23 protein-coding genes and 2 pseudogenes are annotated in these 25,645 nt (G+C 41.1%); 18 read left to right on the top strand and 7 right to left on the bottom strand.

Features of this window, described 5'->3' with window-relative positions; translation table 11 throughout:
- Positions 1–26 precede the first annotated feature (26 nt).
- From BBG48_RS05685 to BBG48_RS05660, 6 genes and pseudogenes are all read right to left on the bottom strand, one after another.
- Positions 27–331, bottom strand: a pseudogene (locus BBG48_RS05685) (DUF3847 domain-containing protein).
- 72 nt (positions 332–403) lie between these two features.
- Positions 404–610: a helix-turn-helix domain-containing protein gene (locus BBG48_RS05680; protein ID WP_068912757.1), complete on the bottom strand. Its 207-nt coding sequence runs from the start codon at positions 608–610 to the stop codon at positions 404–406.
- A gap of 99 nt (positions 611–709) precedes the next feature.
- Positions 710–1,036: an ssDNA-binding protein gene (locus tag BBG48_RS05675; protein ID WP_456297789.1), complete on the bottom strand. Its 327-nt coding sequence runs from the start codon at positions 1,034–1,036 to the stop codon at positions 710–712.
- A pseudogene (locus BBG48_RS05670) lies at positions 1,029–2,141 on the bottom strand (DUF2800 domain-containing protein). Before BBG48_RS05670 ends, BBG48_RS05675 begins: the two are co-directional and overlap by 8 nt.
- Complete coding sequence (locus tag BBG48_RS05665; RefSeq protein ID WP_068912755.1) at positions 2,131–2,457, bottom strand: DNA ligase; 327 nt, start codon at positions 2,455–2,457, stop codon at positions 2,131–2,133. Before BBG48_RS05665 ends, BBG48_RS05670 begins: the two are co-directional and overlap by 11 nt.
- A gap of 287 nt (positions 2,458–2,744) precedes the next feature.
- Entirely contained in the window at positions 2,745–3,257 is a 513-nt protein-coding gene (locus tag BBG48_RS05660; protein WP_068912753.1) for a sigma-70 family RNA polymerase sigma factor, read from the bottom strand.
- A 364-nt stretch (positions 3,258–3,621) separates the two neighbouring features.
- Between BBG48_RS05660 and BBG48_RS05655 the strand changes: the two genes are divergently transcribed.
- From BBG48_RS05655 to BBG48_RS05615, 9 genes are all read left to right on the top strand, one after another.
- Positions 3,622–4,554 (top strand): hypothetical protein, encoded by a 933-nt coding sequence (locus BBG48_RS05655; protein ID WP_068912752.1) that lies wholly within the window; start codon positions 3,622–3,624, stop codon positions 4,552–4,554.
- Positions 4,448–4,834, top strand: a complete 387-nt coding sequence (locus BBG48_RS05650; protein WP_319946253.1) for an ABC-three component system protein — start codon at positions 4,448–4,450, stop codon at positions 4,832–4,834. Before BBG48_RS05655 ends, BBG48_RS05650 begins: the two co-directional genes overlap by 107 nt.
- Positions 4,806–5,045, top strand: coding sequence for an ABC-three component system middle component 7 (locus tag BBG48_RS11420; protein ID WP_319946252.1), 240 nt, complete (start codon positions 4,806–4,808; stop codon positions 5,043–5,045). The genes BBG48_RS05650 and BBG48_RS11420 overlap by 29 nt, the downstream gene beginning before the upstream one ends.
- Positions 5,035–6,687, top strand: coding sequence for a DUF2326 domain-containing protein (locus tag BBG48_RS05640; RefSeq protein WP_068912748.1), 1,653 nt, complete (start codon positions 5,035–5,037; stop codon positions 6,685–6,687). Before BBG48_RS11420 ends, BBG48_RS05640 begins: the two co-directional genes overlap by 11 nt.
- Positions 6,688–6,714: 27 nt before the next feature.
- The gene (locus BBG48_RS05635) at positions 6,715–6,924 is read left to right on the top strand and encodes a helix-turn-helix domain-containing protein (protein ID WP_068912746.1); all 210 of its coding nucleotides are present in this window, start codon (positions 6,715–6,717) and stop codon (positions 6,922–6,924) included.
- A 34-nt stretch (positions 6,925–6,958) separates the two neighbouring features.
- A complete protein-coding gene (locus BBG48_RS05630) occupies positions 6,959–8,464 on the top strand; it encodes a type I restriction-modification system subunit M (protein ID WP_068912745.1) in 1,506 nt (501 codons plus the stop codon).
- Positions 8,454–9,719 (top strand): restriction endonuclease subunit S, encoded by a 1,266-nt coding sequence (locus BBG48_RS05625; RefSeq protein ID WP_199560385.1) that lies wholly within the window; start codon positions 8,454–8,456, stop codon positions 9,717–9,719. The genes BBG48_RS05630 and BBG48_RS05625 overlap by 11 nt, the downstream gene beginning before the upstream one ends.
- Positions 9,720–9,829: 110 nt before the next feature.
- Positions 9,830–10,816, top strand: a complete 987-nt coding sequence (xerA, locus tag BBG48_RS05620) for a site-specific tyrosine recombinase/integron integrase (RefSeq protein WP_068912743.1) — start codon at positions 9,830–9,832, stop codon at positions 10,814–10,816.
- A gap of 17 nt (positions 10,817–10,833) precedes the next feature.
- Positions 10,834–11,331, top strand: coding sequence for a restriction endonuclease subunit S (locus BBG48_RS05615; RefSeq protein ID WP_068912741.1), 498 nt, complete (start codon positions 10,834–10,836; stop codon positions 11,329–11,331).
- Here the strand turns inward: BBG48_RS05615 and BBG48_RS10895 are convergent.
- On the bottom strand, positions 11,328–11,528 hold the full coding sequence (locus BBG48_RS10895; protein ID WP_147292833.1) for a restriction endonuclease subunit S domain-containing protein: 201 nt from the start codon (positions 11,526–11,528) through the stop codon (positions 11,328–11,330). The genes BBG48_RS05615 and BBG48_RS10895 overlap by 4 nt on opposite strands.
- A 552-nt stretch (positions 11,529–12,080) precedes the next feature.
- Between BBG48_RS10895 and BBG48_RS05605 the strand changes: the two genes are divergently transcribed.
- The 9 genes from BBG48_RS05605 to BBG48_RS05565 all read left to right on the top strand — a co-directional run bounded on the left by BBG48_RS05605 (position 12,081) and on the right by BBG48_RS05565 (position 25,577).
- Complete coding sequence (locus BBG48_RS05605) at positions 12,081–15,251, top strand: type I restriction endonuclease subunit R (protein WP_068912738.1); 3,171 nt, start codon at positions 12,081–12,083, stop codon at positions 15,249–15,251.
- Between the two features lie 4 nt (positions 15,252–15,255).
- Complete coding sequence (locus tag BBG48_RS05600; RefSeq protein ID WP_068912737.1) at positions 15,256–17,325, top strand: DUF262 and DUF1524 domain-containing protein; 2,070 nt, start codon at positions 15,256–15,258, stop codon at positions 17,323–17,325.
- A gap of 14 nt (positions 17,326–17,339) precedes the next feature.
- The gene (locus BBG48_RS05595) at positions 17,340–17,750 is read left to right on the top strand and encodes a hypothetical protein (protein ID WP_068912735.1); all 411 of its coding nucleotides are present in this window, start codon (positions 17,340–17,342) and stop codon (positions 17,748–17,750) included.
- A 364-nt stretch (positions 17,751–18,114) separates the two neighbouring features.
- Complete coding sequence (locus BBG48_RS05590; RefSeq protein ID WP_068912734.1) at positions 18,115–19,248, top strand: zinc ribbon domain-containing protein; 1,134 nt, start codon at positions 18,115–18,117, stop codon at positions 19,246–19,248.
- Complete coding sequence (locus BBG48_RS05585) at positions 19,235–19,447, top strand: hypothetical protein (protein WP_068912732.1); 213 nt, start codon at positions 19,235–19,237, stop codon at positions 19,445–19,447. Before BBG48_RS05590 ends, BBG48_RS05585 begins: the two co-directional genes overlap by 14 nt.
- A gap of 504 nt (positions 19,448–19,951) precedes the next feature.
- Entirely contained in the window at positions 19,952–20,707 is a 756-nt protein-coding gene (locus tag BBG48_RS05580) for a hypothetical protein (RefSeq protein WP_068912731.1), read from the top strand.
- Positions 20,708–21,386: 679 nt separating this feature from the next.
- The gene (locus tag BBG48_RS05575) at positions 21,387–22,010 is read left to right on the top strand and encodes a TetR/AcrR family transcriptional regulator (protein ID WP_068912730.1); all 624 of its coding nucleotides are present in this window, start codon (positions 21,387–21,389) and stop codon (positions 22,008–22,010) included.
- 94 nt (positions 22,011–22,104) lie between these two features.
- Positions 22,105–23,850 carry an ABC transporter ATP-binding protein gene (locus tag BBG48_RS05570; RefSeq protein ID WP_060383944.1) on the top strand — a complete coding sequence of 582 codons (1,746 nt, stop codon included), beginning with the start codon at positions 22,105–22,107 and terminating at the stop codon, positions 23,848–23,850.
- Positions 23,844–25,577 carry an ABC transporter ATP-binding protein gene (locus tag BBG48_RS05565; protein WP_068912728.1) on the top strand — a complete coding sequence of 578 codons (1,734 nt, stop codon included), beginning with the start codon at positions 23,844–23,846 and terminating at the stop codon, positions 25,575–25,577. Before BBG48_RS05570 ends, BBG48_RS05565 begins: the two co-directional genes overlap by 7 nt.
- Positions 25,578–25,645 lie beyond the last annotated feature (68 nt).

Raw genomic sequence — 25,645 nt, 5'->3', positions numbered from 1 at the left:
TTTCCTAATTTCTTATTACATAATATCTATGATAATATTTTTACATTTTTTCTCATTATTTTTAGTGCTTCTTTAAATTCTTTTGTCTTGTTGCTTCTTCTAATAGGATTTTTATTTCTTCATCTGTTAGTTCTTCTGCATTTTCTATAATGCTTTCTAAGATTGGTCTTCTTGTTATTAGTCTATGAGTTCTTTCTTTTCTTCTTTTTACTATGTCTTGTTTTAATATTTTCTTTTCTTGATTTTTTAGTTGCCTTAGTCTATCTTCTGTATTATCAATATTATTTTTTATTTCTTTTGACTCTTGTCTTAGTTGTTCTAATTTTTTCATATTAATCTCCTTTATTAAAATAAAAAAACGACTAAATTTTTACACTTAGCCGTTTCTGTATATTGTTAGATTTTAATTACCTCTTACAATCTCGATAACATCTTCAATTCTGCAATCCAATGCTAAGCAAATCTTTTCTAGTGACTCTAAGTTCACATAAGAGTTTTTGCTCATTCTAGAAACTATGTTGCTTGTTATGTTTGCAGCTCTTTTTAAGTCTTCTTTGTTCATTTCTTTTTCTACCAATAAGTGCCATAATGGTTTATAAGAAATTGCCATATTATTACCCCTTATCCGTTTTATTGTTAAGATATATTATATCATAAATAGGCTGATAAGTCACTTTAGCCTATTTTATACTTGTGCTTACGTTAGTATTTATTGAGATAGTCCTTGTTTTTTTATATGTCCCACTTGGAACTGCTCCAAATCACCATCGCGCAGAGGTGTTTTCAAAACAGAGAGCGCAGGTACGGACTTTCCGTTGCCCTTGAGCTTGGCCTCGCCTTCCTTGTAAGCAGCCTCGATGGCAGCATTGATCTTGGCGATGGTCTTGGTGTCGGACTTCGGGATGATGAGGCTCACGCTGTACTTGGGAGCGCCTCCGTTGATGGACTTCGGCTCCCACACGTTGCAGTAGCTCCAGCGGGTGTCAACACCGGTAATAACCTTCAAGGGATTGCTGAATTTTACATTTTTATTCATAGTCTTTTTCCTCCATAAAATCATTTTTTGCTGTATTCATGGCCGGGCGCTTGTCGCTATCCGGCACAAGTGTAGGTTTGCCCTGCGGCTTTTCGATGTAAGCTGTCAGGAGTTCATCAACGCGAGACTTGCCGAGGAGCTTCTTTTCATATGGATCAAACCCAGCATCTGTAACTGTTTGGATGACTGCCTCCTCATTGGCATACTTGCGGTTTGATCTACCTTCGACCAGCTTCCAGCCAGCCCATTCCTTACCGCTGATGGCCTGCTGCAGAGCGTATTCCTTGATGTCGGAAGCCCAGCTGACCAGCTCGTCTACCTTGCCGAGAATGACCTCAATCTCTGTGTCCGTCAGCAGTGGCTGCAGCTTGAAATCATGCTGCGCGAGCTTCAGGTTTGCTTCTGCTCTGGCACGGCACTCATTCTTAGCCTTGCAGAAACCGTACCACTCGCCACACAGGAAGTTCCCGTCACCGGCAAAGGCCAGCTCTGCGGTGGGCTTTAAGACCTCGTCCGCCCAGCTGTACAGATCATCCTTGCGGATCTCGTAGGTACTGACGTTCTGGCGTATCGGCTGGTAGATCGTCATGGAAACCTGATCGATGTCGTAAATATAATCGAAAAGCTCCAAAGCGTCGAGGGCGTAACACTGCATCTGCGGATTTTCCTCTGCGGAGACTAAGACGCCAAGGCCGTGCTTGTAGTCAATTACCCGGAGCGTGCCGTCCGCTATGATGATGCAGTCGGCTGTTCCGAAGCCCTGTTCTACCCAGCGAGAGAAGTCCACACGCTGCTCAATCAGGACGACCGGGTCGCTGCAGGTTTCCTTGGCTGCCTCGACCTGCTCCAGCACATATTCGGCATAGCCGGTGGTGCAGTCCTCCATCTCCTCAGAATATCATGTGAGGTTCTCGGTTGGGTCTTCTGCAGGAATTCCCAGTGCGGATTTGAGCTTGTACTCGCCAAGCGCATGGGCGTCGGTGCCTTCCGCAGCGTAGTCGCTTCCTTTGTCCTCATAGGTTTCACAGAGTCTCGCCGAAGGCGGGCAGTGCAGCCACCTGTCGGAGCTGGATGCAGAGAGGATCGCGTGCTGTTTAGCTGCCATTGCCGATTACCTCCGCGTCCTTAAGCAGGGCTTCATAGTTTGCCGGATCAATCTTTGAGAGCTTTGCGGCACCGTACTTCTTAAGCAGGGCGCGTACCTCTGCGGTATGACCGGCACGGGACTTCTCGGCAAGGACGGCTCTTACGTCCTCCAGCTTCAGCTCCGGCTTCGGTTCTTCCTTGGCGGGTGCCTCAGTGGCCTGTGCCTCGTCGTCTCCGGAAAACTGCTGGTAGAGCCAGTCGGCTGCGGCATTAATAGAAGCAGCAGCTGTGCGGAGCTCTTCGATGGTCTCTTGCATTCCTGCCATCTTTGACATTCTCTTTTCCTCCTTCCTCGGATTGGCTTGCGGCAAGGAGTGAGAGGTTCCTTGCCAATCGGGCGGATACGTAGCTGATGGAGTCCAGAAGCTTGATCTCCTCGTTGACGTTGCCGCCGGTGTCTGCGTAACTGCGGTACATGCTGTTCACCTCGCTTTCTGAAGGCCGGTTTTCTCTTGTCTTCACCTTCCACTGGAGATGAGCAGTCATTTTGAGCGGAGAATTTTATAAAAAAGTTTTCCGGCAATCATCCAAGAGTGGACAGTGACCGGAAAGGGTGTGGTGTTTACTTGTTCTCGATCCTATGAAGCTCTGTGCAAACACGCTTCATCTGGTCGGCAAAGGTACGCTGCTTACGACCGAGCGCCTCTGCGATCTTGCGGTCTGAAATCTTCGGATTGTCGAGGCGCATCTGGATGATACGGTCGGCATCGAGATCAAGCTCGCGGAAACGGTCGATGAGGCGCTTCAGCAGATCGCGGTCAGCATAGATGTCTTCTATAGAAGGTCTGCTGTCCGGAACATAATCGCCAAGAGTGCCATCGCCGTCAGGAAGCGGATCGTCAAGGGATATGGTGTCGGGAGCATGGTACTCGCACAGATCACACTGCACATCGCATTTCCAAAGGTAATGCTTCGGGCACATGCACCTGCCGTGATTCTGTTCACGGTTGCGGATGCGCCAGATCTCCGGGTAGAGAGAGCGGTACTGCTCCTCGGTGATAGGGGTGAGTGTGACCTTGAAGGGGTTCTCCGGGTCACGAAGTGGATAGTAACGTCTTTTGTCATTGGATTTCATGAGATTTCCTCCATTCGATTTGCATGGAATGGAGGAAACCTCGTAGGCAGCTGTCTGTGTTCAGTTGTACCGTCGCTTACCGTTGAGCCATCGGTGATCAGTCGATGCAGTATTTGACGAGCTTATATCACGCCGCTTTCGCCAAGATTTCAACGCCACAGAAAATTTACTTTTGCGAACGCCAAATAATATTTATTTTTGCGAAACTCTGTGATATAATATGTAGTGTCCGCCTATAGCTACTTTTTTAGTGCCTTCTCGGCCTCGCTACATCTAAAAGTCTAAGGGAAACGAGTCGAGAAGTATTTAATGTGGAATTCGAGTCAAATTCGAGTGGATTTCGAATTGGAAAGGAGAGATCACAGTGACAGAGCTTTGTTTCGCTGAATTTGCAAAATACTTACAAAGCGCTATGCAGCCGCCCAATGACGACAAGGATGTTGTTGAGCTTTTATTGGGCTGGATTACGGATATGCCAAGCGTGGTGGACAAAAAAGGCAATCCGATTCATCTGGCACCGTCATTGATCAGTGATCTTCTAAAACGAAAAGTAGATGTCCCGAAGGCAATAAAAAACGCCTGTACGACTCGAAAAATGATTAATGAGGCAAAGAAGCATTGCTCAGATATGGTGATCCCTTTCCTGAATCCTGTGGTAAGCGACGATATGTTTGAAGCTATGGGCAGAGCTGTTGAGGACGATGAAATAATTGCAGCTAAAAAGAAAAAGGAACTGGCCATACTTCTCGAAAACGAGAAGGAGGCCGAGTTCCTTGGTCAGTTGCTGATTTACGTTATAAATAGAGAAAATAGAATATCGAATACACCGGTCGTAAGTGAGGACATACCTTTACTTGCTGAAGCCGATTATGAGTGCCCGATATGTCATGCTCCACTTGTGGAATACGTGAAGAATACGCCAGTGAAAAAATATGAGGTCGTAAACATATTCCCCAGCGACATTTCCGGGTGCGCATCGGAGTTTGCACTGATACCAAGACCAAAGCGCGTGGATGCTCCAGCCAATAGGATCGCCTTGTGCCGGGATCATGCTGAAGAATATGAAATTGAGCCAACAGCGGAGGATTATGTCCAGCTCCGAGAAATGAAGGATCGCTTGTCGGCTGCATACTCTTTGCGAGTCGATATTAACGACGCTGCCCTTGAAGACGAAATTCAAAGTGTGCTGTATGGGCTTAGCAGGAATAACCGACGATACGAAACTGGAGGAGCTTCCGCTGGATGCATTGCGGTTAGACCAGAAAATTCTTCCGGAGAACCACTTGTTGAAGAATGACGAGATGACTCGTGTCCTTCGCTATTACAATTATATCGATGAGCTGTTCTCTGCTATGGACAGAGATGGAACAGGTGACTTTGACCTTATTGCCTCTGAAGTTGAAACAGCCTATAAGAAGCTGGATAACGGTCAGCTTTCTCAAGACGAAATCGTAAACGCGCTGGCTGAGTGGATCAAAAACAAATCGGGTGTGGGTGGTAGAAATATGCGAGCGTGCCATATCGTAGTCGCATATTTTATACAGAACTGTGAGGTGTTCCGTGAAATTTCCAAGTAAGGTGACGCCTTATCAGGCGAGTATATTAGCAAAGTTTCCGGCAGTTCTAAGCTGCTTGGAGAATGAGGATTTGAGACCAGACGATCTGTATAAAAAGGTGAAATCCAAGGTTACAGATGTTGGCGAGTTCTTAGAGATTCTGGACTGCCTATACGCTTTGGGAAAGATTGAACTATTTGAGGAAGGGGGTATGCTGCACTATGTTGGTTGAAGTAATGTGTGATAAATTCAAAGATCACGGAAGACCGCGTGGTCGCATATCTCTTAAGCCGGGATTAAATACGGTAATGGGAAGTGCCTCCGGCTCGAACTCTATAGGCAAGTCCACATTCCTTATGATTATCGACTTCATTTTTGGTGGAGACGACTATGTGGAAAAATTGACCGATGTACAGACCGAAGTCGGAGAACACCGGATTTGCTTTGCATTCGAATTTGCTGATGGTAAACATTATTTTTATCGTTCTAATGTGGATTACAAAAATGTCCAGAAGTGTGACAAGGATTATCAACCGATAGAAGATGGCCTAATTTCATTGAATCAATACTTGTCATTTTTACAGACTCATTATGATATGAATCTGGCTGGTTTAACTTTCAGAAATGCTATCGGCAGATCCATGCGTGTGTATAAAAGAGAAACGCTCGATGAAGAACATCCGCTGCATCAGGCAAAGCAGGAGACGGCAAAGTCTGCAATAGAGGGCTTGCTGAAATTGACCGATCTTCACTCTGGAATTGAGGCGCAGTCCAAGATCACAACAGAAGCGAAGGATAAGTACACGACATTTAAAAAGGCTCAGAAGTATCAATATATCCCGTTTGTTACAAAGCAGCCTGATTATGATAAAAATGAGACTCGGATCGCCGAATTAACGGAGCAGGCTGAGGAACTCGCACGAAAGAGCTCAGGCGGGCTCTTGGATTTGGATTCCATGCAGGCAGAGCAGCTTTCAGTTTTACAAGGAAAATTATCTAATTTTAAGAGGCAAAGATCGCGCTTGTTGTCTCAGCTTAGAGCAATCCGCGTTGACAGAGATCTCGGCAAGAAGAGTTTTAAACGGAACTATGATGACCTTCTTCGCTTTTTCCCAGAAGTCGATCTTCAGCGGATTGAAGCTATTGAAGGGTTCCATAAACAACTGGCCGGTATCTTAAAGAAAGAGTTTTCTGAGACAGAAGAAAACATGCAGACTGCACTCGATCTGATCGAAAAGGAAATGAAGCAGATTGAAGCCGAAATCTCTCAGATGGCTAAGACGACGGATTTATCAAAAGTGGTACTAGAGCAATACGCTGCGATAGACAAGGAACTGAAGATGCTCCGAGCTGCAAATGAGAATTTTATAAAAACTACAGAGCTTTCTAATATAGCAAAGGCATATGAAGCTGAATTGGATAGGCTGGTCGTAGAGCAGATAGCTATTATGCAGCAGGAAATAAACTCTAAGATGTTTGATATAAACAATACGATTTATTCCGGGAGAAAGACAGCGCCTAACCTCACAATAACAGACGCTTCTCACTATACGTTCTTTACGCCGAGAGACGGAGGCACTGGGGCACAGTATAAGGGATTGGTAGTTTTTGATTTGGCTATGTTGGCGATTACAAGGTTACCGGCCATCGCTCACGATTCTGTAATGCTGAAGCATATCGAGGATGATGCCATAGAGAAGATCATGGAGCTGTATGCAGGGACATCTAAGCAGGTTTTTATTGCTATGGATAAAGAAGGATCGTACACAAAGAAATCGCAGGAAATTATGGAAGCAAGCAAAGTTCTGCAGCTGAGTCCCGGCGAGGGAGCACTGTTTGGACGCACTTGGAATGATGTGGAGGTAGATCAATAACTGATGAAGACGACACAGGAGGCAGTTATGCGTTTTAGTTACAATAAACTTTTTAAGTTGCTGATCGATAAGGGTATAAAGAAAAAAGAACTCTGCGAGATGGCTGAGATAAGCACTACATCGATAGCAAAACTCGGTCATGGGGGTAACGTCAATTCCGAGGTCTTGCTGAAAATTTGTAATGCGCTGAATTGCGATGTCGGCGACATTATGGAATTTGTGCGTGACGACTCCTAAGAAACTGACAAAGAATGAAAAGAGGTAAATAAAAATGGCTGACAAGAATACTGCCAATATTGGCTTTGAGAAACAAATCTGGGATGCGGCCTGCGTGCTGTGGGGGCATATCCCCGCATCAGAATATAGAAACGTGATCATCGGGCTTATCTTCCTGAAGTACATTTCCACGGCATTTGACAAGAAATATCAGCAACTGGTGGCCGAAGGAGATGGATTCGAGGATGATCCGGATGCATATCTGGAGGACAATGTTTTCTTTGTGCCGGAGGATGCCCGCTGGAACAAAATTGCTGCCGCAGCGCATAAGCCGGAGATCGGAATGGTTATTGATAACGCTATGCGTGCTATCGAGGCCGACAATAAAAAACTGAAGAATGTGCTTCCGAAGAACTATGCAAGCCCTGATCTTGATAAGAGAGTCCTCGGAGACGTGGTTGACCTTTTCACCAATATGGATATGGGAGAGACCGAAGGTAACCGAGATGTCCTCGGCAGAACTTATGAATACTGCATTGCTCAGTTCGCTGAAAAGGAAGGCAAAGGCGGTGGTGAATTCTATACGCCGTCAAGTATTGTAAATACGCTTGTGTCTATCCTGAAGCCTTATACCAACTGCCGCGTATACGATTGCTGTTGTGGCAGTGGGGGCATGTTTGTACAGAGCGCAAAGTTTATTCAGGCACACTCCGGCAACAGAGGATCGATTTCAATCTATGGTCAGGAGGCCAATCCGGACACATGGAAGATGGCCATCATGAATCTTACGATTCGTGGGCTTGATGCCGACCTTGGCTCGTATCATGCAGACACCTTTACGAATGACCTTCATCCGACATTGAAGGCAGACTTTATTCTGGCCAATCCTCCCTTCAACTACAATCCGTGGGGACAGGATAAGCTGATGGACGATGTTCGCTGGAAATACGGAATTCCTCCTGCAAGTAATGCCAACTTTGCATGGATTCAGCACATGATCCATCATCTTGCACCGAATGGTAAGATCGGCCTTGTTCTCGCAAATGGTGCGCTTTCTTCCCAGAGTGGTGGCGAGGGTGAAATCAGAAAGAAAATTATCGAGTATGACCTGATTGAAGGTATCATCGCAATGCCTCCGCAGCTTTTCTATAGCGTAACTATCCCTGCGACGCTCTGGTTCATTTCAAAAGGGAAAAAACAGAAAGGCAAGACGGTCTTTATTGATGCCCGCAAGATGGGACACATGGTAGACCGTAAGCATCGTGATTTTACTGAGGAAGATATTCAAAAACTCGCAGATACTTTCGAGGCATTCCAGAACGGCACCCTTGAGGATGAAAAGGGCTTCTGCTCTGTAGCTACCATACAGGATATCGCAAAGCAGGACTATGTTCTGACTCCGGGACGCTATGTTGGTATCGAGGAGCAGGAAGATGACGGCGAACCATTCGAAGAGAAAATGACCAGATTGACATCGGAGCTTTCCAATATGTTTGAACGCTCTCATGAACTTGAGGACGAAATTCGTAGAAAGCTGGGGGCAATTGGTTATGAACTTTGATGAAAATACGTTGTATAACATAAAAACTTCACTTCCCGGCATGAGAAGACCTCTGTTCGATTTGGCTATTTGGAAAAATGGCCTTGCTTTCAAAAAGATCAACTTTTCAGAAGAAGGAGTACCTGTAATTAAAATTGCAGAGCTTAATAATGGGATAAGCTCAAACACCTCTTTTACGAAGGGTGATTATGGTGAAGAGGTACGGTTGCACCGAGGGGATCTACTCTTTTCGTGGTCGGGAAACCCGCAGACATCCATAGATGTGTATAAATACCAGTTGTATGATGGCTGGTTGAACCAGCATATTTTTAAGGTAACAGCAAATGAAACTATGGTTTCAAAAGACTTTTTGTTCTATTTACTTAAGTATCTGAAGCCGCATTTTACGCAGATAGCAACGAATAAGCAGACGACTGGTCTCGGTCACGTTACGATTGCAGATTTAAAGCGTATGAGTATTGTAGTTCCGGAGAAGAAAGTTCAGGAAGGAATCGTAGCTATTGTAAAGACAATTGATGACAAAATTGAGGTGAACAATGATATAAACAAGAATTTAGAAGAGCAAATACAAGTTCTTTGCCGTTCGTGGCTAATAGACTACGCACCTTTCGGATACAAGCGACCTGATACATGGTCTGTGGTTCCTTTATCATCAATAGCTGACTTTGTTAGCGGCTACTCATATAAAGGTGCCGAGCTCATCGAATCCGACATAGCAATGGCTACAATTAAAAACTTTGACCGCAAAGGTGGTTTTAAACTCGATGGTTACAAGGAAATTCAACCATCTGCCAAATTAAAGCCGGAACAACATGCTGAGCTGTTTGATACACTTGTAGCTCATACCGACCTGACTCAAAATGCCGAGGTTATCGGAAATGCAGAGCCTGTTCTGAGTTTGTCAGGATACAGGGATATCGTTTTCTCAATGGATGTTGTCAAAGTTCTTCCGAAGGATGGTATTTCAAAATTCCTACTTGCCGCGTTGCTACAGAGTGGTAGGTTCAAAGCTCATGCTCTTGGATATGTCAATGGCACTACTGTTCTACATCTTAGTAAGAAGGCATTACCTGAGTTTGAATTGCCGCTTCCATCAAACTTGGATGAGCTTGCACCACTTGCCAATGCTGCTGAGGCAATGTATCGTCAAATCGCCAATAATATTGACGAATCAACAAAGTTGGCAAAACTCCGTGATTCATTACTTCCTCAGCTTATGTCTGGCGAGCTGGATGTATCCGACCTCGACCTTTAAGCTGCTAAATTCTTGTTTAACCTAAATACTCCCACCAACGGCGGGAGATAAAGCCAACAGAACTGCCGTTGAGTCGTTCTCTGGAAAATAAATTTGAAGGAGAATGACCTATGAAACAACAAATTATTTCAGAGGTGGTGCAGCAAATGCTGCCACACCTGGACAACGCACAAATGCAGCAGTTGCAAAGTGTGCTTGAAAACACATTGTTTGGCTGTGATATTACAGTACAGACAGAAAAAAAAGATACAGACGATAACCCAAAGCTGATAGACGCTTTTGTTTCAGCAAAACGGATTGAAGGCTGTTCAGAGAAAACGCTGAAATATTATCGTACAACCATTGAAACGATGGTTGCTTCGATAGACAAAGGTATCCGCCACATTCAGACGGAGGACTTGCGTTCCTATCTGACAGATTATCAGAGCAAGAACCAGTCCAGTCGCGTGACGATTGATAATATCCGCAGGATTCTATCCAGTTTTTTCTCCTGGTTGGAAGACGAGGACTATATTCTAAAAAGTCCTGTCCGCCGTATCCACAAGGTGAAAACGGCAACTAATATAAAGGAAACCTACACGGATGAGGACTTGGAGAAAATGCGTGACAACTGCACAGAGCTCCGGGACTTGGCGATGATTGATATGCTGGCTTCTACCGGAATGCGTATCGGTGAAATGGTTCTGTTGAACAAAGCGGATATCAATTTTAACGAGCGGGAGTGTGTGGTTTTCGGTAAGGGCGATAAGGAACGCATCGTATACTTTGATGCTCGGACAAAGATTCATCTGCAAAACTACATTGACAGCAGAACGGATGATAATCCGGCATTGTTCGTCACTCTGCGCTCTCCGCATGAGCGAATTAAAATTGGTGGCATTGAGAGTCGGTTGAGAGAAATGGGCAAAGCACTTGACATAGAAAAAGTCCATCCGCATAAGTTCAGACGAACACTTGCAACGATGGCAATTGATAAAGGAATGCCGATTGAGCAGTTACAGCAGCTTTTGGGGCATAAGAGGATTGATACGACCTTGCAATACGCAATGGTCAAGCAGAGCAATGTAAAGCAGGCTCATAGGAAATATATAGGTTAGATAGGGAAGGTGAGCATATGGAACTTCGAGCATACCGCTTTGATGAAATCAGCATTAATTATGATAAGAAGAGAATTCCTCTCTCTGGAACCCAAAGGGAGAAACGGAAAGGTGAATACCGTTATTATGGCGCACAAGGGGTCATTGATTATATAGATGATTATATTTTTGATGGAACTTTTTTACTGATTGCTGAGGATGGTGAAAACTTAAAATCCAGGAAACAAAACATCGCACAGGTAGTAAACGGTCAATTTTGGGTAAATAATCATGCACACATTGTAACGGGCAATAATCTGTGTGATACACATTATTTGTGCTATTTGATAAATAGTATGGATTTGTCAGGACATGTTACAGGTTCAGCACAACCAAAGCTTAGTCAAGCCAATCTGAATGCTGTGACCTTGTTATTACCACGAATGGAAATTCAAAAAAAAATCGTTTATTATCTCAGAAAAATAGATGAAAAAATCGAACTTAATACACAGATAAACAAGAATTTAGCGGCTTAGAGGTCGATGTCTGAAACATCAAGCTCGCCGGACATCAGTTTTGGTAGCAGTTTGTCACGGGTTTCAGCTAATAATTGATTTTCCTTAATGTTATTCTCAATTGTGTCATACATTGGAGAAACGATAGAGGAAAACATACAGATAGTTTCATCATCAGGCAAAACTATATCATAATTCAAAGTAATGCTCGGTGTCACACGCTGCCTACTGTTTGTTGAACCAGTAGTGTGCGCACATAAGAAGTTGGAAAACTTCTCGCTATCAATTATCGAATAAACAAAATCTCGATATGAAACTTTTACTGGTTCATAAACAATAAATTCAGTTGAGCATACAGGCGTATTTGAAATGCAGTATGGTCGCCATATCCTTTTGGTATTCGGATTTAGTTTTGAAATCATTACTGAATTATGTGTAAGACGATACTTATTGCTCTTAATATCATCCGAGCTTTCAAATACTGGATAGCGTTTCTCATCATATGACGGAATGCTATAATGTTCCACTTCAACATTTGGATTTTTTGATGGTGAAAACACTTCTGTTGAAATTCTTGCAACAGAACCAAGTTGACAGATATGCCAATGCGAAGGCATAATTCCAGAATTAAGCTCAAAATCAACAAACCAAGCCTTAAATAGAGCCTGAGCTTGTTGCTCTAAATTCTTGTTTGAAACGGAGCAAAGATGAATGAAAAACACCTCTAAGAAGAGGATAATGTAAGAAAATAAGACTAAGGAGTGAGATTCATGTCAGGATTTTATACTGAAGCGGACTATGAGAATTCGATAATCGAATTATTCCAGAACATGGGATACAGGTATGTCTACGCACCGAATTTGGAGCGTGACTTCCATAGCCCTTTATATGAAGAAGAGTTGATAGCAACGCTGCACAGACTGAATCCGAAAATGCCGGAGGATGCTATTACGGATGCGCTGTTCAAATTGAAGAATTTTGAAAATGCTGAACTTGTCCAGAAGAATGAACTCTTTATGGATTATCTTCAGCATGGGATCGAAGTCCGGTATTTTGTTAAGGGCGAGGAGCGCTCCGGCCTCGTCTATATTGTAGACTACAAAAATCCTGATAATAACTCCTTTGTCGTAGCAAACCAGTGGACTTTTATTGAAAACAGCAACAAGCGCCCAGACGTGCTTCTGTTCCTGAATGGGCTTCCCGTGGTGCTTATAGAGCTCAAGTCTCCATCACGCGAGGAGACCGATGCGTCTGAGGGCTATCTGCAAATCAGAAACTATATGCAGGAAATCCCGTCGATGTTTATCTATAACTGCATCTGCGTCATCAGCGATCATCTGACCAGCAAGGCCGGAACCATCACTTCCGGTGAAGATCGCTTCATGGAATGGAAAACCAAAGACGGCAGCTATGAAAATACGCAATATGCTCAGTTTGATACATTCTTTGAGGGAATGTTTGAAAAAGAGCGTCTGCTAGACATCATCAAAAATTTCATCTGCTTCTCTAATGAGGGATTGAAGAAGTTTAAGATTCTGGCTGGCTATCACCAGTATTTTGCAGTCCGAAAGGCTATCGAATCCACAAAGAACGCTACAGTTACCGACGGTAAAGGTGGCGTATTTTGGCATACACAGGGCAGCGGAAAATCTCTGTCTATGGTCTTTTATGCGCACCTTCTGCAGGAAACGCTGGATAGCCCAACTATCGTGGTAATCACAGACCGCAACGATCTTGATGATCAGCTCTATGGTCAGTTTGCAAAGTGTAAGGATTTTCTGCGTCAGGAACCGGTGCATGCGACCTGTAGGAAACTGACAGAGACATCTGGAAAGAATGATATCGGCCTCAAGGATTGGCTGGATGGCAGGCAGGCAAACGGCATCATCTTTACAACAATGCAGAAATTTGAAGAGTCATCTGAGCCTCTTTCCGAGCGCCGTAACATCATCGTTATGGCTGATGAGGCACATCGTAGCCAGTATGGATTGAAGGAAAAAGTCGACGCTAAGACCGGTGAGATAAAGGTCGGAACGGCACGTATCATTCGTGATAGCCTTCCGAATGCTACCTATATTGGATTTACCGGGACTCCTATCGCTGCCAAGGACAGAAATACCCGTGAGGTTTTCGGTGACTATATCGATATTTATGACATGACACAGGCCGTAGAGGATGGAGCTACAAGACCGGTCTACTATGAGAGCCGCGTCATTAAGCTGAAATTCGATGAAGCTACGCTTCACCTTATCGATCAGGAATACGACATTATGGCAAATAATGCTGATCCTGAAGTGGTTGAAAAGAGCAAAAAAGAGCTCGGCCAGATGGAGGCCGTTCTTGGAAATGATGCGACAATAGATTCACTGGTTAATGATATTCTTGACCACTACGAAAATTACCGTGCTGACTTGCTGACTGGCAAGGCGATGATCGTGGCTTATTCCCGTGCCATCGCTATGAAAATTTATAACAGGATTCTGAAATTACGTCCGAGCTGGAAAGAAAAGGTCAAGGTCGTTATGACCGAGAGCAATAAAGACCCAGAAGAATGGCGTGCGATAATCGGAAACAAGCATCGCCGGGATGAGCTGGCTAAGGAGTTTAAAGATAACGATAGTGAAATGAAGATCGCCATTGTAGTTGACATGTGGCTGACCGGCTTCGATGTTCCTTCCCTTGCCACGATGTATGTCTACAAGCCAATGCATGGCTATAACCTGATGCAAGCTATTGCCCGCGTCAATCGTGTCTTTCAGGATAAAGAAGGCGGCTTGATCGTTGACTATGTTGGTATTGCGTCAGCGTTGAAGCAGGCCATGAATGACTACACAGCTCGTGATAAAAAGAACTATGGTGATACCGATATCGCCAAAGTGGCATATCCGAAATTCCTTGAGAAACTTTCCATTTGCCGCGATCTGTTCCACGGATATGATTATTCTAAGTTTACAAACGCCACCGATCTTGAACGTTCGAAAGCCATCACTGGTGCGGTTAACTTCATTGTGGGCGCTGACAAGGAAAGAGAACGCGAGGACTTCATCAAAGAGGCGCTGTTGTTGCGTCAGGCTTTGTCTCTCTGCTCTTCGCTTGTAGAACGTGACCTGAGAGTCGAGGCGGCATTCTTTGAATCTGTTCGCGTGCTTGTTATACGCTTAATGAATCAGGGCGAGGGAAAGAAGATATCTCTGCCAGAAATGAATGCTCGGATCAATGAACTTCTGAAATCCAGCATCAAAAGCGATGGTGTTATCAATTTGTTCTCTGATGTTAAAGAGGAATTCTCCTTGTTTGATCCTAAATTCCTTGAGGAAATCTCAAAGATGAAGGAGAAGAATCTGGCAGTCGAGTTATTGAAAAAGCTGATTGCTGAGCAGGTACAGATATACAGACGCACGAATGTAGTTAAATCCGAAAAGTTCAGTGAGATTATTCAGGGCGTGATGAACCGGTACTTGAATGGAATGCTTACCAACGAGGAAGTTATCGAAGAACTCCTGAAGATGGCACAGATGATCCTGGAGGCTCATGACGCCGGTGATGAACTTGGCCTATCTGAAGACGAGCTTGCATTCTATGATGCCCTTACAAAGCCGCAGGCAATTAAGGACTTCTACGAAAACGAGGAACTCATTGCAATTACAAAAGAACTGACAGAAGCCCTTCGGAAGAATCGTTCTATCGATTGGCAGAAGAGAGACTCTGCGCGAGCCAAGATGCGTATGATGATTAAACGCCTTTTGAAAAAGCATAAGTATCCGCCGGAAGGCATGGATGATGCTGTTGCAACAGTAATGCTTCAGTGTGAGCTGTGGACAGATAATAATGATATGGATCGTCGGGTAGTAAGTTACGCGGAGGCTTTCAATAAAAGATCACAGGATTTACAGATGGTAGCGGAAGAACCTGCGCCATACGGAACAAAGAAGGAGGATTGACCTAATGGACGCGACAAAAGGTAACATCTATGCCATCTTGAATGGAAACAAGCAATTTTTGATTCCTGTATATCAGAGATACTACAGCTGGGAGACAGAACAGTGCAGCCGCCTTTGGAATGACATCGTTGATATGCAGAAAAAGAATAAGGTCGGGCACTTTGTCGGTTCCATTGTGAATATCGCGGAACAGGCAATGCCGACGGGCGTGCAAAAATACATGATCATCGATGGCCAGCAGCGTTTGACCACACTGAGTCTGCTTCTGATTGCTTTGCGGGACTATGCGGAAGCACATCCAGAAGATGGAACCATCAACGCCAAGCGTATCGATAATATGCTTCTGAAGAATGAGTACGAGGATAGCGATGAGAGGTATAAGCTGCTTCTTACTGAGACAGATCGTGATCTGCTGATCTGTCTCGTTGAAAAGAAGCCTATCAGCGATCCCGGTATGTCGCGTATTCTTTCAAACTATAACTTTTTTGCTGGTAAAATTTCTGACATGGAACTGCAGCCGAAGGATGTATACGAGGCCATCGGAAAGCTCCAAATTGTCAATATCACATTGGATCGAAATGTGGATGACGCACAGGCCATCTTTGAAAGCCTTAATTCCACTGGTAAGGAATTATCGGAATCTGATCTGATTAGGAACTATGTTCTTATGGGATTGGAGCCAGCGGAGCAGTGCTATGTCTATGAGCATATGTGGCGACCGATGGAATTACTCTTCGATTATGAAAAACAGGACTCCGTCATGGACAGATTCTTCCGTGATTACCTGACAATGAAAACTACGCGGATTCCAAAGATTGACCATGTGTATGAAGGCTTCAAGGCATATCACTTGAATTGCGAATTTGCGACCATTCGGGAGCTATGCGCCGACCTGCTAACTTATGCCACCTATTACACGAATATGGTATTCCGCAGAAGCAGCAATTCTGCTCTGAAATCGCTGTATTCAGATATCGGTGACCTTCGTATGGAGGTAGCGTTCCCGTTCCTGCTCAAAGTGCATAATGATTGTGCAGAAGGAATTATTACAGACGAGAACTTGATTGAAATCATCAAGATGTGCATCAGCTATGTTTTCCGTAGAAGTATCTGCGATATTCCGACAAATTCTCTGAATAAGACTTTTGCTACGTTGCGAAATGAGATCAAATCTGATGACTACATCAATTCCATCAAGGCCTTCTTTGTCCTGCGTGATGACTATAAGGAGTTCCCAGATGACGAGAAGTTCGAGAAGGCATTTGTTACCCGCGATATTTACAACATGCGCTCCAGAAACTTTATCCTCAGCCATCTTGAGAACTTTGGAAACAAGTCTCCGATCATTATTGAGAACTATACGATTGAGCACATTATGCCGCAGAATAGCAATCCGCGTGATGAGTGGAAAGCTATGCTCGGTGCGAATTGGCGCGAGGTTCAGAAAACCTATCTACATACAATTGGAAACCTGACGCTGACAGCATATAACTCTGAAATGAGCGATAATCCATTTATGGTAAAGATGGATATGGAAGGCGGGTTCAAAGAAAGTGCTCTGCGCCTTAATGCCTATCTGGTAAAGCTGACAGAATGGAATGAACAGCACATAAAAGAACGTGCAAAGTTGCTTGCAGATAAGGCAGAAGAGATATGGGAATACCCGGAGATTACTGATGCCGAGCTGGCACCTTATCAGGTCGAGGAGAAACCAGCTCAGAAGTACACGATTGACTCATACGACATCAATGCTTTTACAAAGACGCTTTTCGATATGATCGACAGAAGAATCTGCAATCTTTCGCCGAATGTAAAGCGTGAATTCAAGAAGCTGTATATTGCTTACAAGCTGGATACAAACTTCGTGGATATTGTGGTTCAGAAGCAGCGCCTTCGTATCTCTTTGAATATGAAATTTTCAGAGATTCACGATCCCAAGGGCATCTGCCGGGATATTACCGGACTCGGCAGATGGGGCAACGGAGACGTCGAGGTCTTCTTTGAGCACACCTCTGAGATCGACGATGTGATGGAATTAATCGAGCAGTCGTATAACAAACAAACTGACGAGTAAAGGTGGTGGATGTAATGGCTAAGACATTTGGAGATTATCTTGCGGGTGCAGGATACTTTTTGCTTGATACCACACGAGAAGCTGTACTACGTCACGATGACGAAACGGCACAACAGGAGCGAGAAGCAGGCATATCGATTCTAGCTGCTGCGCTGTATGAGTCAAAAATAAAGGACACTGAAATAGTTCGTCTTCTTCAAAAGTACTACGGTCTCAGGGAAAGTGAAGCTCAGGAACAGATTAGAATTGAAAGAACGATAAATTATCCGTGCTGTGAATTAGAGTCCTATCTTATGAGCACCGAGGGATTTTCACAGCAGGAAGCTCAGGATTATATTATCGATCATGGAACAGTGGATATGCTAAGGCAAGAGAGAGGACTTTGGAAGTTGTCGCCAAAGGAGCTGTTAAAGCGAATTGAGTGAGAGCGGCTTATTAAACCTTTTAAGGTTTCCTCACACAATTAAAGGATACCCATACTTTTTAAGGATTGCCCTTTAGGGATTTCGGAAAGGAGGCGCAGCCGGAATGAGCACAGCGACAGCAACAGCATATCGGAGTAATTTCACAGGCCGGTTTATGCCCTTTAAAATGTGAAGAAGCCCGCAGAATAAGGCTTTCTACAGGCATCGGGATGCATATTCGAGAGAAGCACATTGTATCAAAGATAGCGTCTTGTTAGACGAGACCTGCGGAAGCGGTGGATTGTATTCGAGTAGGTTTAATAAATTCGCAAAAATTACAAGGCCTCTTATGAAACATCAAATAAAAAGGAAAGGTCGTGAATAAATGAGCAGAATACTATGCCCGGAGTGTGGGACAAAAATATCAGATAAAGCTACGAAGTGTCCGCATTGTGGATTTCAAAGTGCCGATCCGAAGAGGCCAATCAGTGAGCAGGACAAATACGAGATGGTTCCAATCTTCGAATATGATATTGAAGAGTGGCAGCCGAATCGCGGAGACCTAAGCATTATTTCATATGAAGATAATAGAAGTCTTATTCAGTATTTTGGTAAGTGGGAAAATATCAAGGTAAAGCTTCCTGCAATTGCAGAAGTAATAGGAGCCATGGCAGGCAAAGATCACATCATGGTTGCTAAGATGGATTCCTATGTGAAGGATTTAATAGATAAGGGAATCTATCGATTCACCATTGATAAGCAGGGAGAAATATTACCAACAATTCGTGATGCAGATGGATTCGTTAAACAGGTGAGACTTGAGGACATGACTTTGACGCCTAACCTCACGCAGTCCTTAAACAATCTGTCAACGCACGCGGTTATGGCGCAGATTCTTGACGAGATAGAATATGTTGGCGATGCCATCAGAGAAATACACGTTGAGCTTCAGAATGACCGACTTGCGATGGCTGAAGGGGCAAGGGATAAGTTGATGCAGGCGAGACTAATTCAGGACGCGAAACTGCGAGAAGCGGCTATGTTGAACGTTATTCATAGCGCAACTGACGCAAAAAGAGTGCTGATGAGGAATTTCTCTCAAAACATGTATCATATTACGGAGCATTCCAAGAAATCTGATTTTCAAATGATGCTGGATTTCAAGGGAGAGAAGGACGTCAACAGGAAGGCCATAGATGCATTTCAGGCGTTGGTCTATATTACAAATTCCGTTCAGACAGAATGTGAAGGCTATGCAATGTTGGGTGAATATGAGCCATGCAAAGAGTGCTTGGAGGAATTTAAGTCGTTTATCTTAGAGAACAAGCTAAATGACCGCGATACATTGTTACTGCTTAACGAAAATTCATCACAGAAAAGGATTGAGGTTGTGGATAAATTTACGGATATAGCTGCAAGAATTACAGCATTTGATCCTACTGAAAGAATCGATTATACCGTCCACAGCTTATTGACGGCTGAACATGAAAACGGAGGCGAACCAGATGAGCAAGAATGAGGAACAAGAAATCCGTTATTGTAAAAACTGCGGATGCGAACTTGTAAGCACAAATAAGCATAAATTATGTGATAACTGCAGACGCGAGAGAAACGCAAATGTAAGAAACGGAGTGCTTGGCGTCGGAGGAACATTGGCCAGTATTGCCCTGTTCGTTGTAACAAAAGGTAAGCATGGTGGCAGTGGCAATAAAGTCTGAATCAAGGTTGAGGCGATGGGCAGATATGTGAAATCGCATATTATAGGAAAGAGAGCAGTTTTCGACTTGTTCCCGTGAACTGTCAAAGTGGATTGTTGATAAGTTCTCGTGAACCGAAAATGCCCTTGACAAGTTCCCGATTACAAACGGAGCCGTTTTTCGGTAGTAAGGGGTAACTGGTCGATATGCAGACATCAAGATGGAGCAATCGAGCCATGTGGAGACTATAGTTCTACTGTCAAGAAAGTAAGAAGAAAAAGTATAGAAAAGCCTTGAAATCAAAGCATTTAGAGAAAAATGCATAGGTTTGGACAGCGGGTTTACATTATGATTTTAGAGCGTTTGACAATAGTTCTGACCACTGAAAAATCAAGAGGTGTAACCATAGGACTACTTTTTTCTCGTGCCGAGACTATAGAACTATTGTCAAAGAGGCTTTTTAGTGTATGGAGACAGCAGAACTATTGTCATAAAATATGTTTTTATAAACTGGGAGGTAAGGGTATGGCTAAATATGCGTACAGAGATAAAGAAAGAAAAGATATTATTTGTGCAAATCGGGCAATAGAAGAAGATAGAAATAAGGAATTTTATTGTCCTAATCCTGTATGTAATGCAAAATTATATATTTGTGCAATTGATGGAAGTAAAAATGCTTATTTTAGAGCAACCAAGTCTGATTTTAAGCATATTGAAAACTGTCCATATGGGAGTGCTGTTGCAGAATTTGACAATAGTAAATTTGATGAATCAAAGTTCGATTATGAAGATGCAATAAATAATATTTTATGCAACACCAAACAATCATCTCAAAAAAGTCTTTGTTCTGCACACGGGACTGGTGAACCTGGTGCACACCCACTAAGAACATTAAGACAAATATATTCTTTGTGTAAAAGTTTTCCTGTTGGAAATACATATGGAGGTAAAGAAATAGGCTCAATGATATTAGATGATAGAAGTGAATACAGATACCTAAAAGGATGTTTTGGAAATAAGATAATTGAAGCGACCGTAGATGGAAAACTATACGATGATAAGAAGAAGGAAGTTTATTTAGCATCACCTATTAACAGTAAAAAATATGCATTTGTATTATCGTTTTCAGACGAAGATAATTATAAAAAGATTCGCTCTGAAATATATAATAATAGAGATAAGATTATAGTTATTGCAGGGAAATGGGGATCATCAGGCGAATATAATAAATTTACTTCAAAAGTATATGGAAAAAAACAAGTGGCTATTATAAAAAAATAAAATTAATTATAGAGATGTTAATAAATATCCTAGTTAAAAATAACTTGATTGAAACGATAGAAATGTTATAAATCTTATAAATTTGATGGATTTTGTTAGGAATATATAATTTTCAAAATAGCTTAAAATTTCATGTTAAGACTATTGTTCGACTGTCAATAATAAATGATTAAAGCCATATAAAAGGTTTGAAATAAAGTGGTTTCGTGTAAATGGATAATTTATTGAAATTCCTTTTTCTGTGTTCTGATATAGGTCTTGACTATTGGAAAAGTATAGGCTGTAGTAATAGAACAATTTTTTTTGATTGGCATAACAACAGTACTATTGTCAAAAACAATTTTTATGGAATGTGACTATAGAACTATTGTCGGTGCTTTTTTATAGTAGGCATTTTGATTATAACAAGTTAAAAATTGATAAAAAAAGAAGCAGATCCCGAAGGTCTGCTTCATCAATTTTTTCGTAAGTGTCCGTACACTTACTGTGCTTGCTCTACAAAAGAACAAATTAGATAACAAGCATTAAGCGAGTATTTGATTTATAAAACAGTATATCATAAGTTTATTTATTCATCTATATATAACTTGACAAAAAATGCGTTATCAGGTAAAATGATAACTAAGTTATCGCCGAGGAATAACAAATGAATTGAATCGTTAGTCAAGGAGGTGAGAACATGACAGATACAAGTGGTTTTGACTTGACACATAAAAAAATTATAGAGAGCGGAAAACTTAATTTCTTGAATGACGGTTATGAGCGTTCAAATTTAAGAAAAATTTGTAAAGATGCAGGGGTTACTACGGGAGCCTTTTATAGACATTTTAATGATAAAGAAGATTTATTTGTCAGTTTGGTTGCACCATTGGCAAAAGAACTTCTAGGTTTTTACGATAAGTTTGAAGAGGAATCTTTTCGAGATATAGAAAAAAATTATGGACAAGATTTAGCAGAAATTAATATTGAGGGTTCAATTGAATCTACACTATATATGTTTAGTAGGAAAGAATTATTTAATCTTTTGATATACAAAGCATATGGAACGAAATATGATAATTTTATAGAGCTTCTTGTGGAAAAAGAAGATATAAATAGACATAAAGCGTTTCATATTATTTCAAAGAAAAAGAATATAAAATCAGAAGTCCCTAAAGATGCAATGCATTTGTTAAACCATGCTTATATTAATGCATTGTGTGAAATTATAATACATTCTCAAACAGAAGAAGAAGTAAAGTTAAACACAAGAATAGTTTCGAAGTTTTTTTATGATGGATGGGAGAAATTGCGAGGTTTTTAAATATAAGGGAAAGGGTATTAAACGCCCTTATATTTTTTTAAAATAAAGATAACTAAGTTAGCTAATTAAGTTATTTCATTTGGAGGTGTTGATTATGAATCAAAAAAGTCCTGCTACTATATTGTGGGAGCTTGCAAAAAAGGAACATTCAAAGTTAAAAACATCTGTATTTATAGCGAGTATCGGTGTTATTGCAGGGATTATTCCATATATTGCAGCAAGTCTTATTTTAGTTGAATTGTTAAATGGAAATAAGGATGTTAAAATTTATTCCTTATGGTTAGGAATAGGATTATTATCCTACATCTTAAAATCATTTTTATACTCTATGGCTTTATCTGTATCTCATAAAGCAACTTTTAGTGTACTGAAAGATGTTCGTTTAAAAATGCTTGAAAAACTTCCAAAGATGCCATTAGGGGAAATAATCTCTGTTCCAAGTGGAAATTTTAAGCAAATTATGGTTGATCAAGTTGAAAGTATGGAAAAGCCTCTGGCACACCTTTTACCTGAAATGACCTCAAATTTATTAGGCTCTTTGAGTATATTTATTTACTTATTATTTCTTGATTGGAGAATGGCTCTTTTATCATTAGTATCCATTCCTGTGGGGATGCTTTTTATGGGATTTGTAATGAAAAATTATGCCGTTCAGTACGAGGGTTCTGTAAAAGTCAATCGAGATATGAACTCTGCGATTGTTGAGTATGTTAATGGAATAGAAGTAATTAAGACATTCAATCAGGATAAGAGATCATATGCAAAATATAAAGATAAGGTTATTGCTAATGCAAAATACTTTTATGGATGGATGAAGAGCTGTCAGTTACCAGTATCTTTATCTAAAAATATATCACCAACGACAATGATAACAGTACTTCCATTTGGTTGGTATTTCTACATTCATGGCAGTTTAAGTGCAGAAGTATTTATATCTGTTATCATTTTATCTTTAGGTATTGCAGGACCGTTACTTGAAACGATGAATTTCGTTGATGGTCTTGCAAAGATAGGAACTATTGCAAATTCTATTAACTTAATTTTGGAAGGCAAGGAGCAAAAGCATTCCGATAAATATGCTGATATCAAGCAATATGGTATTGAGTTACAAGATGTCAAGTTTGGATATGAAGAAGAAAATGAAGTTCTTCATGGAGTATCGTTGAATATAAAGGAAGGAACAACGGTAGCTTTTGTAGGTCCAAGTGGTAGTGGCAAGTCAACTTTAGCAAAATTGATAGCTGGATATTGGGACATAACTGAGGGAGCTATAAAAATTGGTGGATATAATATTACAGATATTCCGCTGAAACAATTATATGGTTTGACAGCTTTTGTTTCTCAGGACAATTTTCTTTTTAATGAGAGTATTAGAGAAAATATCAGAATGGGAAATCCAAGTGCAAGTGATAAAGAAGTTGAAGATATTGCAAGGCAGTCGGGTTGTCATGACTTTATTATGAAGATGGAGCATGGTTACGATACCATTGTCGGAAGTAGTGGCAGTCATGTTTCCGGAGGAGAAAGACAGCGAATCTCAATAGCAAGAGCTATGCTGAAAAATTCTCCAATAGTCATATTGGATGAAGCAACTTCATATATTGATCCGGAGAATGAAGTAATTATTAAAGAAGCTCTATCTAAATTGATACAAAATAAAACGGTTATTGTTATTGCACATAGGTTGTCAACAATAACAGATTCGGAGCAGATTTTCTTGATTGAGAATGGAGAGCTTGTTTCATATGGCAGACACGAGGAATTGATGAAGGATTGTGAGTTATATCAAAAGATGTGGGAAGCTCATATTGGAGTAAAGGATGGTGAAATAAAATGCTAAGTGCTTTAAAAAAGATTTTAGATTTCTCAGGCGGTGAGAAGAAAAATGTATACCATTCTATATTGGTAAGTTTCTTATTTGCAATTTTTCATATGCTTCAAATCAGTGCCATTTACTTTATAGTGAAAGCTGTTGTTGAAAAAAATATGAGTATGACACCTGCGTGGATTGCTTTGATACTTCTTGTTGTAAGTATAGGTGGGAGAAGTATTGCGAATTATTATTCACAGTTACAGCAATGCCATGCAAGTTATTTTATGGTAGCAAATAAAAGAATTGCTATAGGAGAAATGCTTAAAAAAATACCTATGGGATTCTTTAATGAAAATAATATTGGTGAAGTCGTTGGAATTTCTACAACTGTTTTAGAGGATGTAGAAAATACTGCTGCAATGGTTATGGTAAATACCTTATCTGGTTTTATTAATACAATAATCTTTACACTAATGATTTTAGTTTTTGAGTTGAGAATCGGTATTATCGTAACACTTGGAAGTTTATTGTATTTGCTTGTTTTATCAAAAATGGAAAATAAGTCAAGAGGGATTCTTCCTAAACGACAAGTAGCGTCTGCGAAATTAGTTGATGCCATTTTAGAACAGATTGGCGGAATGGCTGTGATAAAATCCTTTAATTTAACAGGTAAAGGAGATGAAAAAGTCAGAAGTGCTATTGAAAATACCAGAAAAACAAATCTTGATTGTGAAAAGCTGTTCACACCTTACACGATTGCTCAAAATATTATTTTGGATTTGTTTAGCATTTTAATAATTGGTGCAGGTATTTTCTTCTATCACAGAGGAGAACTTTCGTTCCTAAATACAGTTATGACAATTATAATTTCATTTCTTGCTTTTTCTCAAATTAAATTGGCAGGAAGTGCAACTACTGCCCTTAGAGTTGTTAGTGGTTCTATTGAACAGACCAAGAAATTAGAAAAATTTCCACAGATGGATATTGAGGGAAATGAGATAAATCCTGATAACTTCAATATTCTATTTGAAAATGTAGAGTTTTCATATTCAGGCAAAAAGATTCTTGATGATATATCTATTGAGATACCACAGAATCAGATGACTGCAATAGTTGGACCATCAGGAGCTGGGAAAACAACATTTTGCAACTTAATTGCGAGATTCTGGGATGCAGATAAAGGAAAGATTAGTATAGGTGGTCATGATGTAAAGGAATACTCATTAGAGTCATTGATGAGGCAAATTAGTATGGTTTTTCAAAATGTGTATTTGTTTCAAGATACAATAGAAAACAATATAAAGTTTGCTAAGCCTAATGCCACACATGAAGAAGTAGTAGATGCTGCTAAAAAGGCGTGCTGTCATGATTTTATCATGAGTCTTCCTGAACAATACGAAACAGTTATAGGTGAGGGTGGAGCAAGTTTATCTGGGGGTGAAAGACAAAGAATATCAATAGCAAGAGCGATTATAAAAAACGCACCAATTATTATTTTTGATGAAGCTACAGCAAATATTGATCCTGAAAATGAGGATAAATTACAGCTTGCAATGGAGGAACTTACGAGAAATAAAACTGTAATTATGATTGCACATAGACTAAAAACTATAAAACACGCAAATCAGATTCTTGTTTTAGCTGATGGAAAGATAAGACAGCGAGGTACACATGAAGAACTTATCCAAATGGATGGTATCTATAAGAATTTTGTTGAAGCAAGAAAAATTGCAGTAAATTGGCACTTGTCATAAATGATAAAAATGTTTTGTACCATAGGGTTCAAATATAAAATGAGTAGCTTTTTATACTGCTAAAATAT

This window comes from Criibacterium bergeronii (genome assembly GCF_001693775.2).
GTDB classification, from domain to species: domain Bacteria; phylum Bacillota; class Clostridia; order Peptostreptococcales; family Filifactoraceae; genus Peptoanaerobacter; species Peptoanaerobacter bergeronii.
Note: the sequence above shows the minus strand (reverse complement) of the source record. Positions and strands in the feature narration are given on the sequence as shown.

What these genes read in the sequence shown, in the direction of transcription:
- BBG48_RS05675 (WP_456297789.1), bottom strand. Translation starts at nt 1,036, where the DNA reads ATGAATAAAAATGTAAAATTCAGCAATCCCTTGAAGGTTATTACCGGT.
- BBG48_RS05600 (WP_068912737.1), top strand. Translation starts at nt 15,256, where the DNA reads ATGGACGCGACAAAAGGTAACATCTATGCCATCTTGAATGGAAACAAG.
- BBG48_RS05590 (WP_068912734.1), top strand. Translation starts at nt 18,115, where the DNA reads ATGAGCAGAATACTATGCCCGGAGTGTGGGACAAAAATATCAGATAAA.
- BBG48_RS05660 (WP_068912753.1), bottom strand. Translation starts at nt 3,257, where the DNA reads ATGAAATCCAATGACAAAAGACGTTACTATCCACTTCGTGACCCGGAG.
- BBG48_RS05585 (WP_068912732.1), top strand. Translation starts at nt 19,235, where the DNA reads ATGAGCAAGAATGAGGAACAAGAAATCCGTTATTGTAAAAACTGCGGA.
- BBG48_RS05575 (WP_068912730.1), top strand. Translation starts at nt 21,387, where the DNA reads ATGACAGATACAAGTGGTTTTGACTTGACACATAAAAAAATTATAGAG.
- BBG48_RS05595 (WP_068912735.1), top strand. Translation starts at nt 17,340, where the DNA reads ATGGCTAAGACATTTGGAGATTATCTTGCGGGTGCAGGATACTTTTTG.
- BBG48_RS05570 (WP_060383944.1), top strand. Translation starts at nt 22,105, where the DNA reads ATGAATCAAAAAAGTCCTGCTACTATATTGTGGGAGCTTGCAAAAAAG.
- BBG48_RS05625 (WP_199560385.1), top strand. Translation starts at nt 8,454, where the DNA reads ATGAACTTTGATGAAAATACGTTGTATAACATAAAAACTTCACTTCCC.
- BBG48_RS05605 (WP_068912738.1), top strand. Translation starts at nt 12,081, where the DNA reads ATGTCAGGATTTTATACTGAAGCGGACTATGAGAATTCGATAATCGAA.
- BBG48_RS05580 (WP_068912731.1), top strand. Translation starts at nt 19,952, where the DNA reads ATGGCTAAATATGCGTACAGAGATAAAGAAAGAAAAGATATTATTTGT.
- xerA (WP_068912743.1), top strand. Translation starts at nt 9,830, where the DNA reads ATGAAACAACAAATTATTTCAGAGGTGGTGCAGCAAATGCTGCCACAC.
- BBG48_RS05615 (WP_068912741.1), top strand. Translation starts at nt 10,834, where the DNA reads ATGGAACTTCGAGCATACCGCTTTGATGAAATCAGCATTAATTATGAT.
- BBG48_RS05630 (WP_068912745.1), top strand. Translation starts at nt 6,959, where the DNA reads ATGGCTGACAAGAATACTGCCAATATTGGCTTTGAGAAACAAATCTGG.
- BBG48_RS05565 (WP_068912728.1), top strand. Translation starts at nt 23,844, where the DNA reads ATGCTAAGTGCTTTAAAAAAGATTTTAGATTTCTCAGGCGGTGAGAAG.
- BBG48_RS05635 (WP_068912746.1), top strand. Translation starts at nt 6,715, where the DNA reads ATGCGTTTTAGTTACAATAAACTTTTTAAGTTGCTGATCGATAAGGGT.
- BBG48_RS05640 (WP_068912748.1), top strand. Translation starts at nt 5,035, where the DNA reads ATGTTGGTTGAAGTAATGTGTGATAAATTCAAAGATCACGGAAGACCG.
- BBG48_RS05680 (WP_068912757.1), bottom strand. Translation starts at nt 610, where the DNA reads ATGGCAATTTCTTATAAACCATTATGGCACTTATTGGTAGAAAAAGAA.
- BBG48_RS05665 (WP_068912755.1), bottom strand. Translation starts at nt 2,457, where the DNA reads ATGTCAAAGATGGCAGGAATGCAAGAGACCATCGAAGAGCTCCGCACA.
- BBG48_RS05650 (WP_319946253.1), top strand. Translation starts at nt 4,448, where the DNA reads ATGGGCTTAGCAGGAATAACCGACGATACGAAACTGGAGGAGCTTCCG.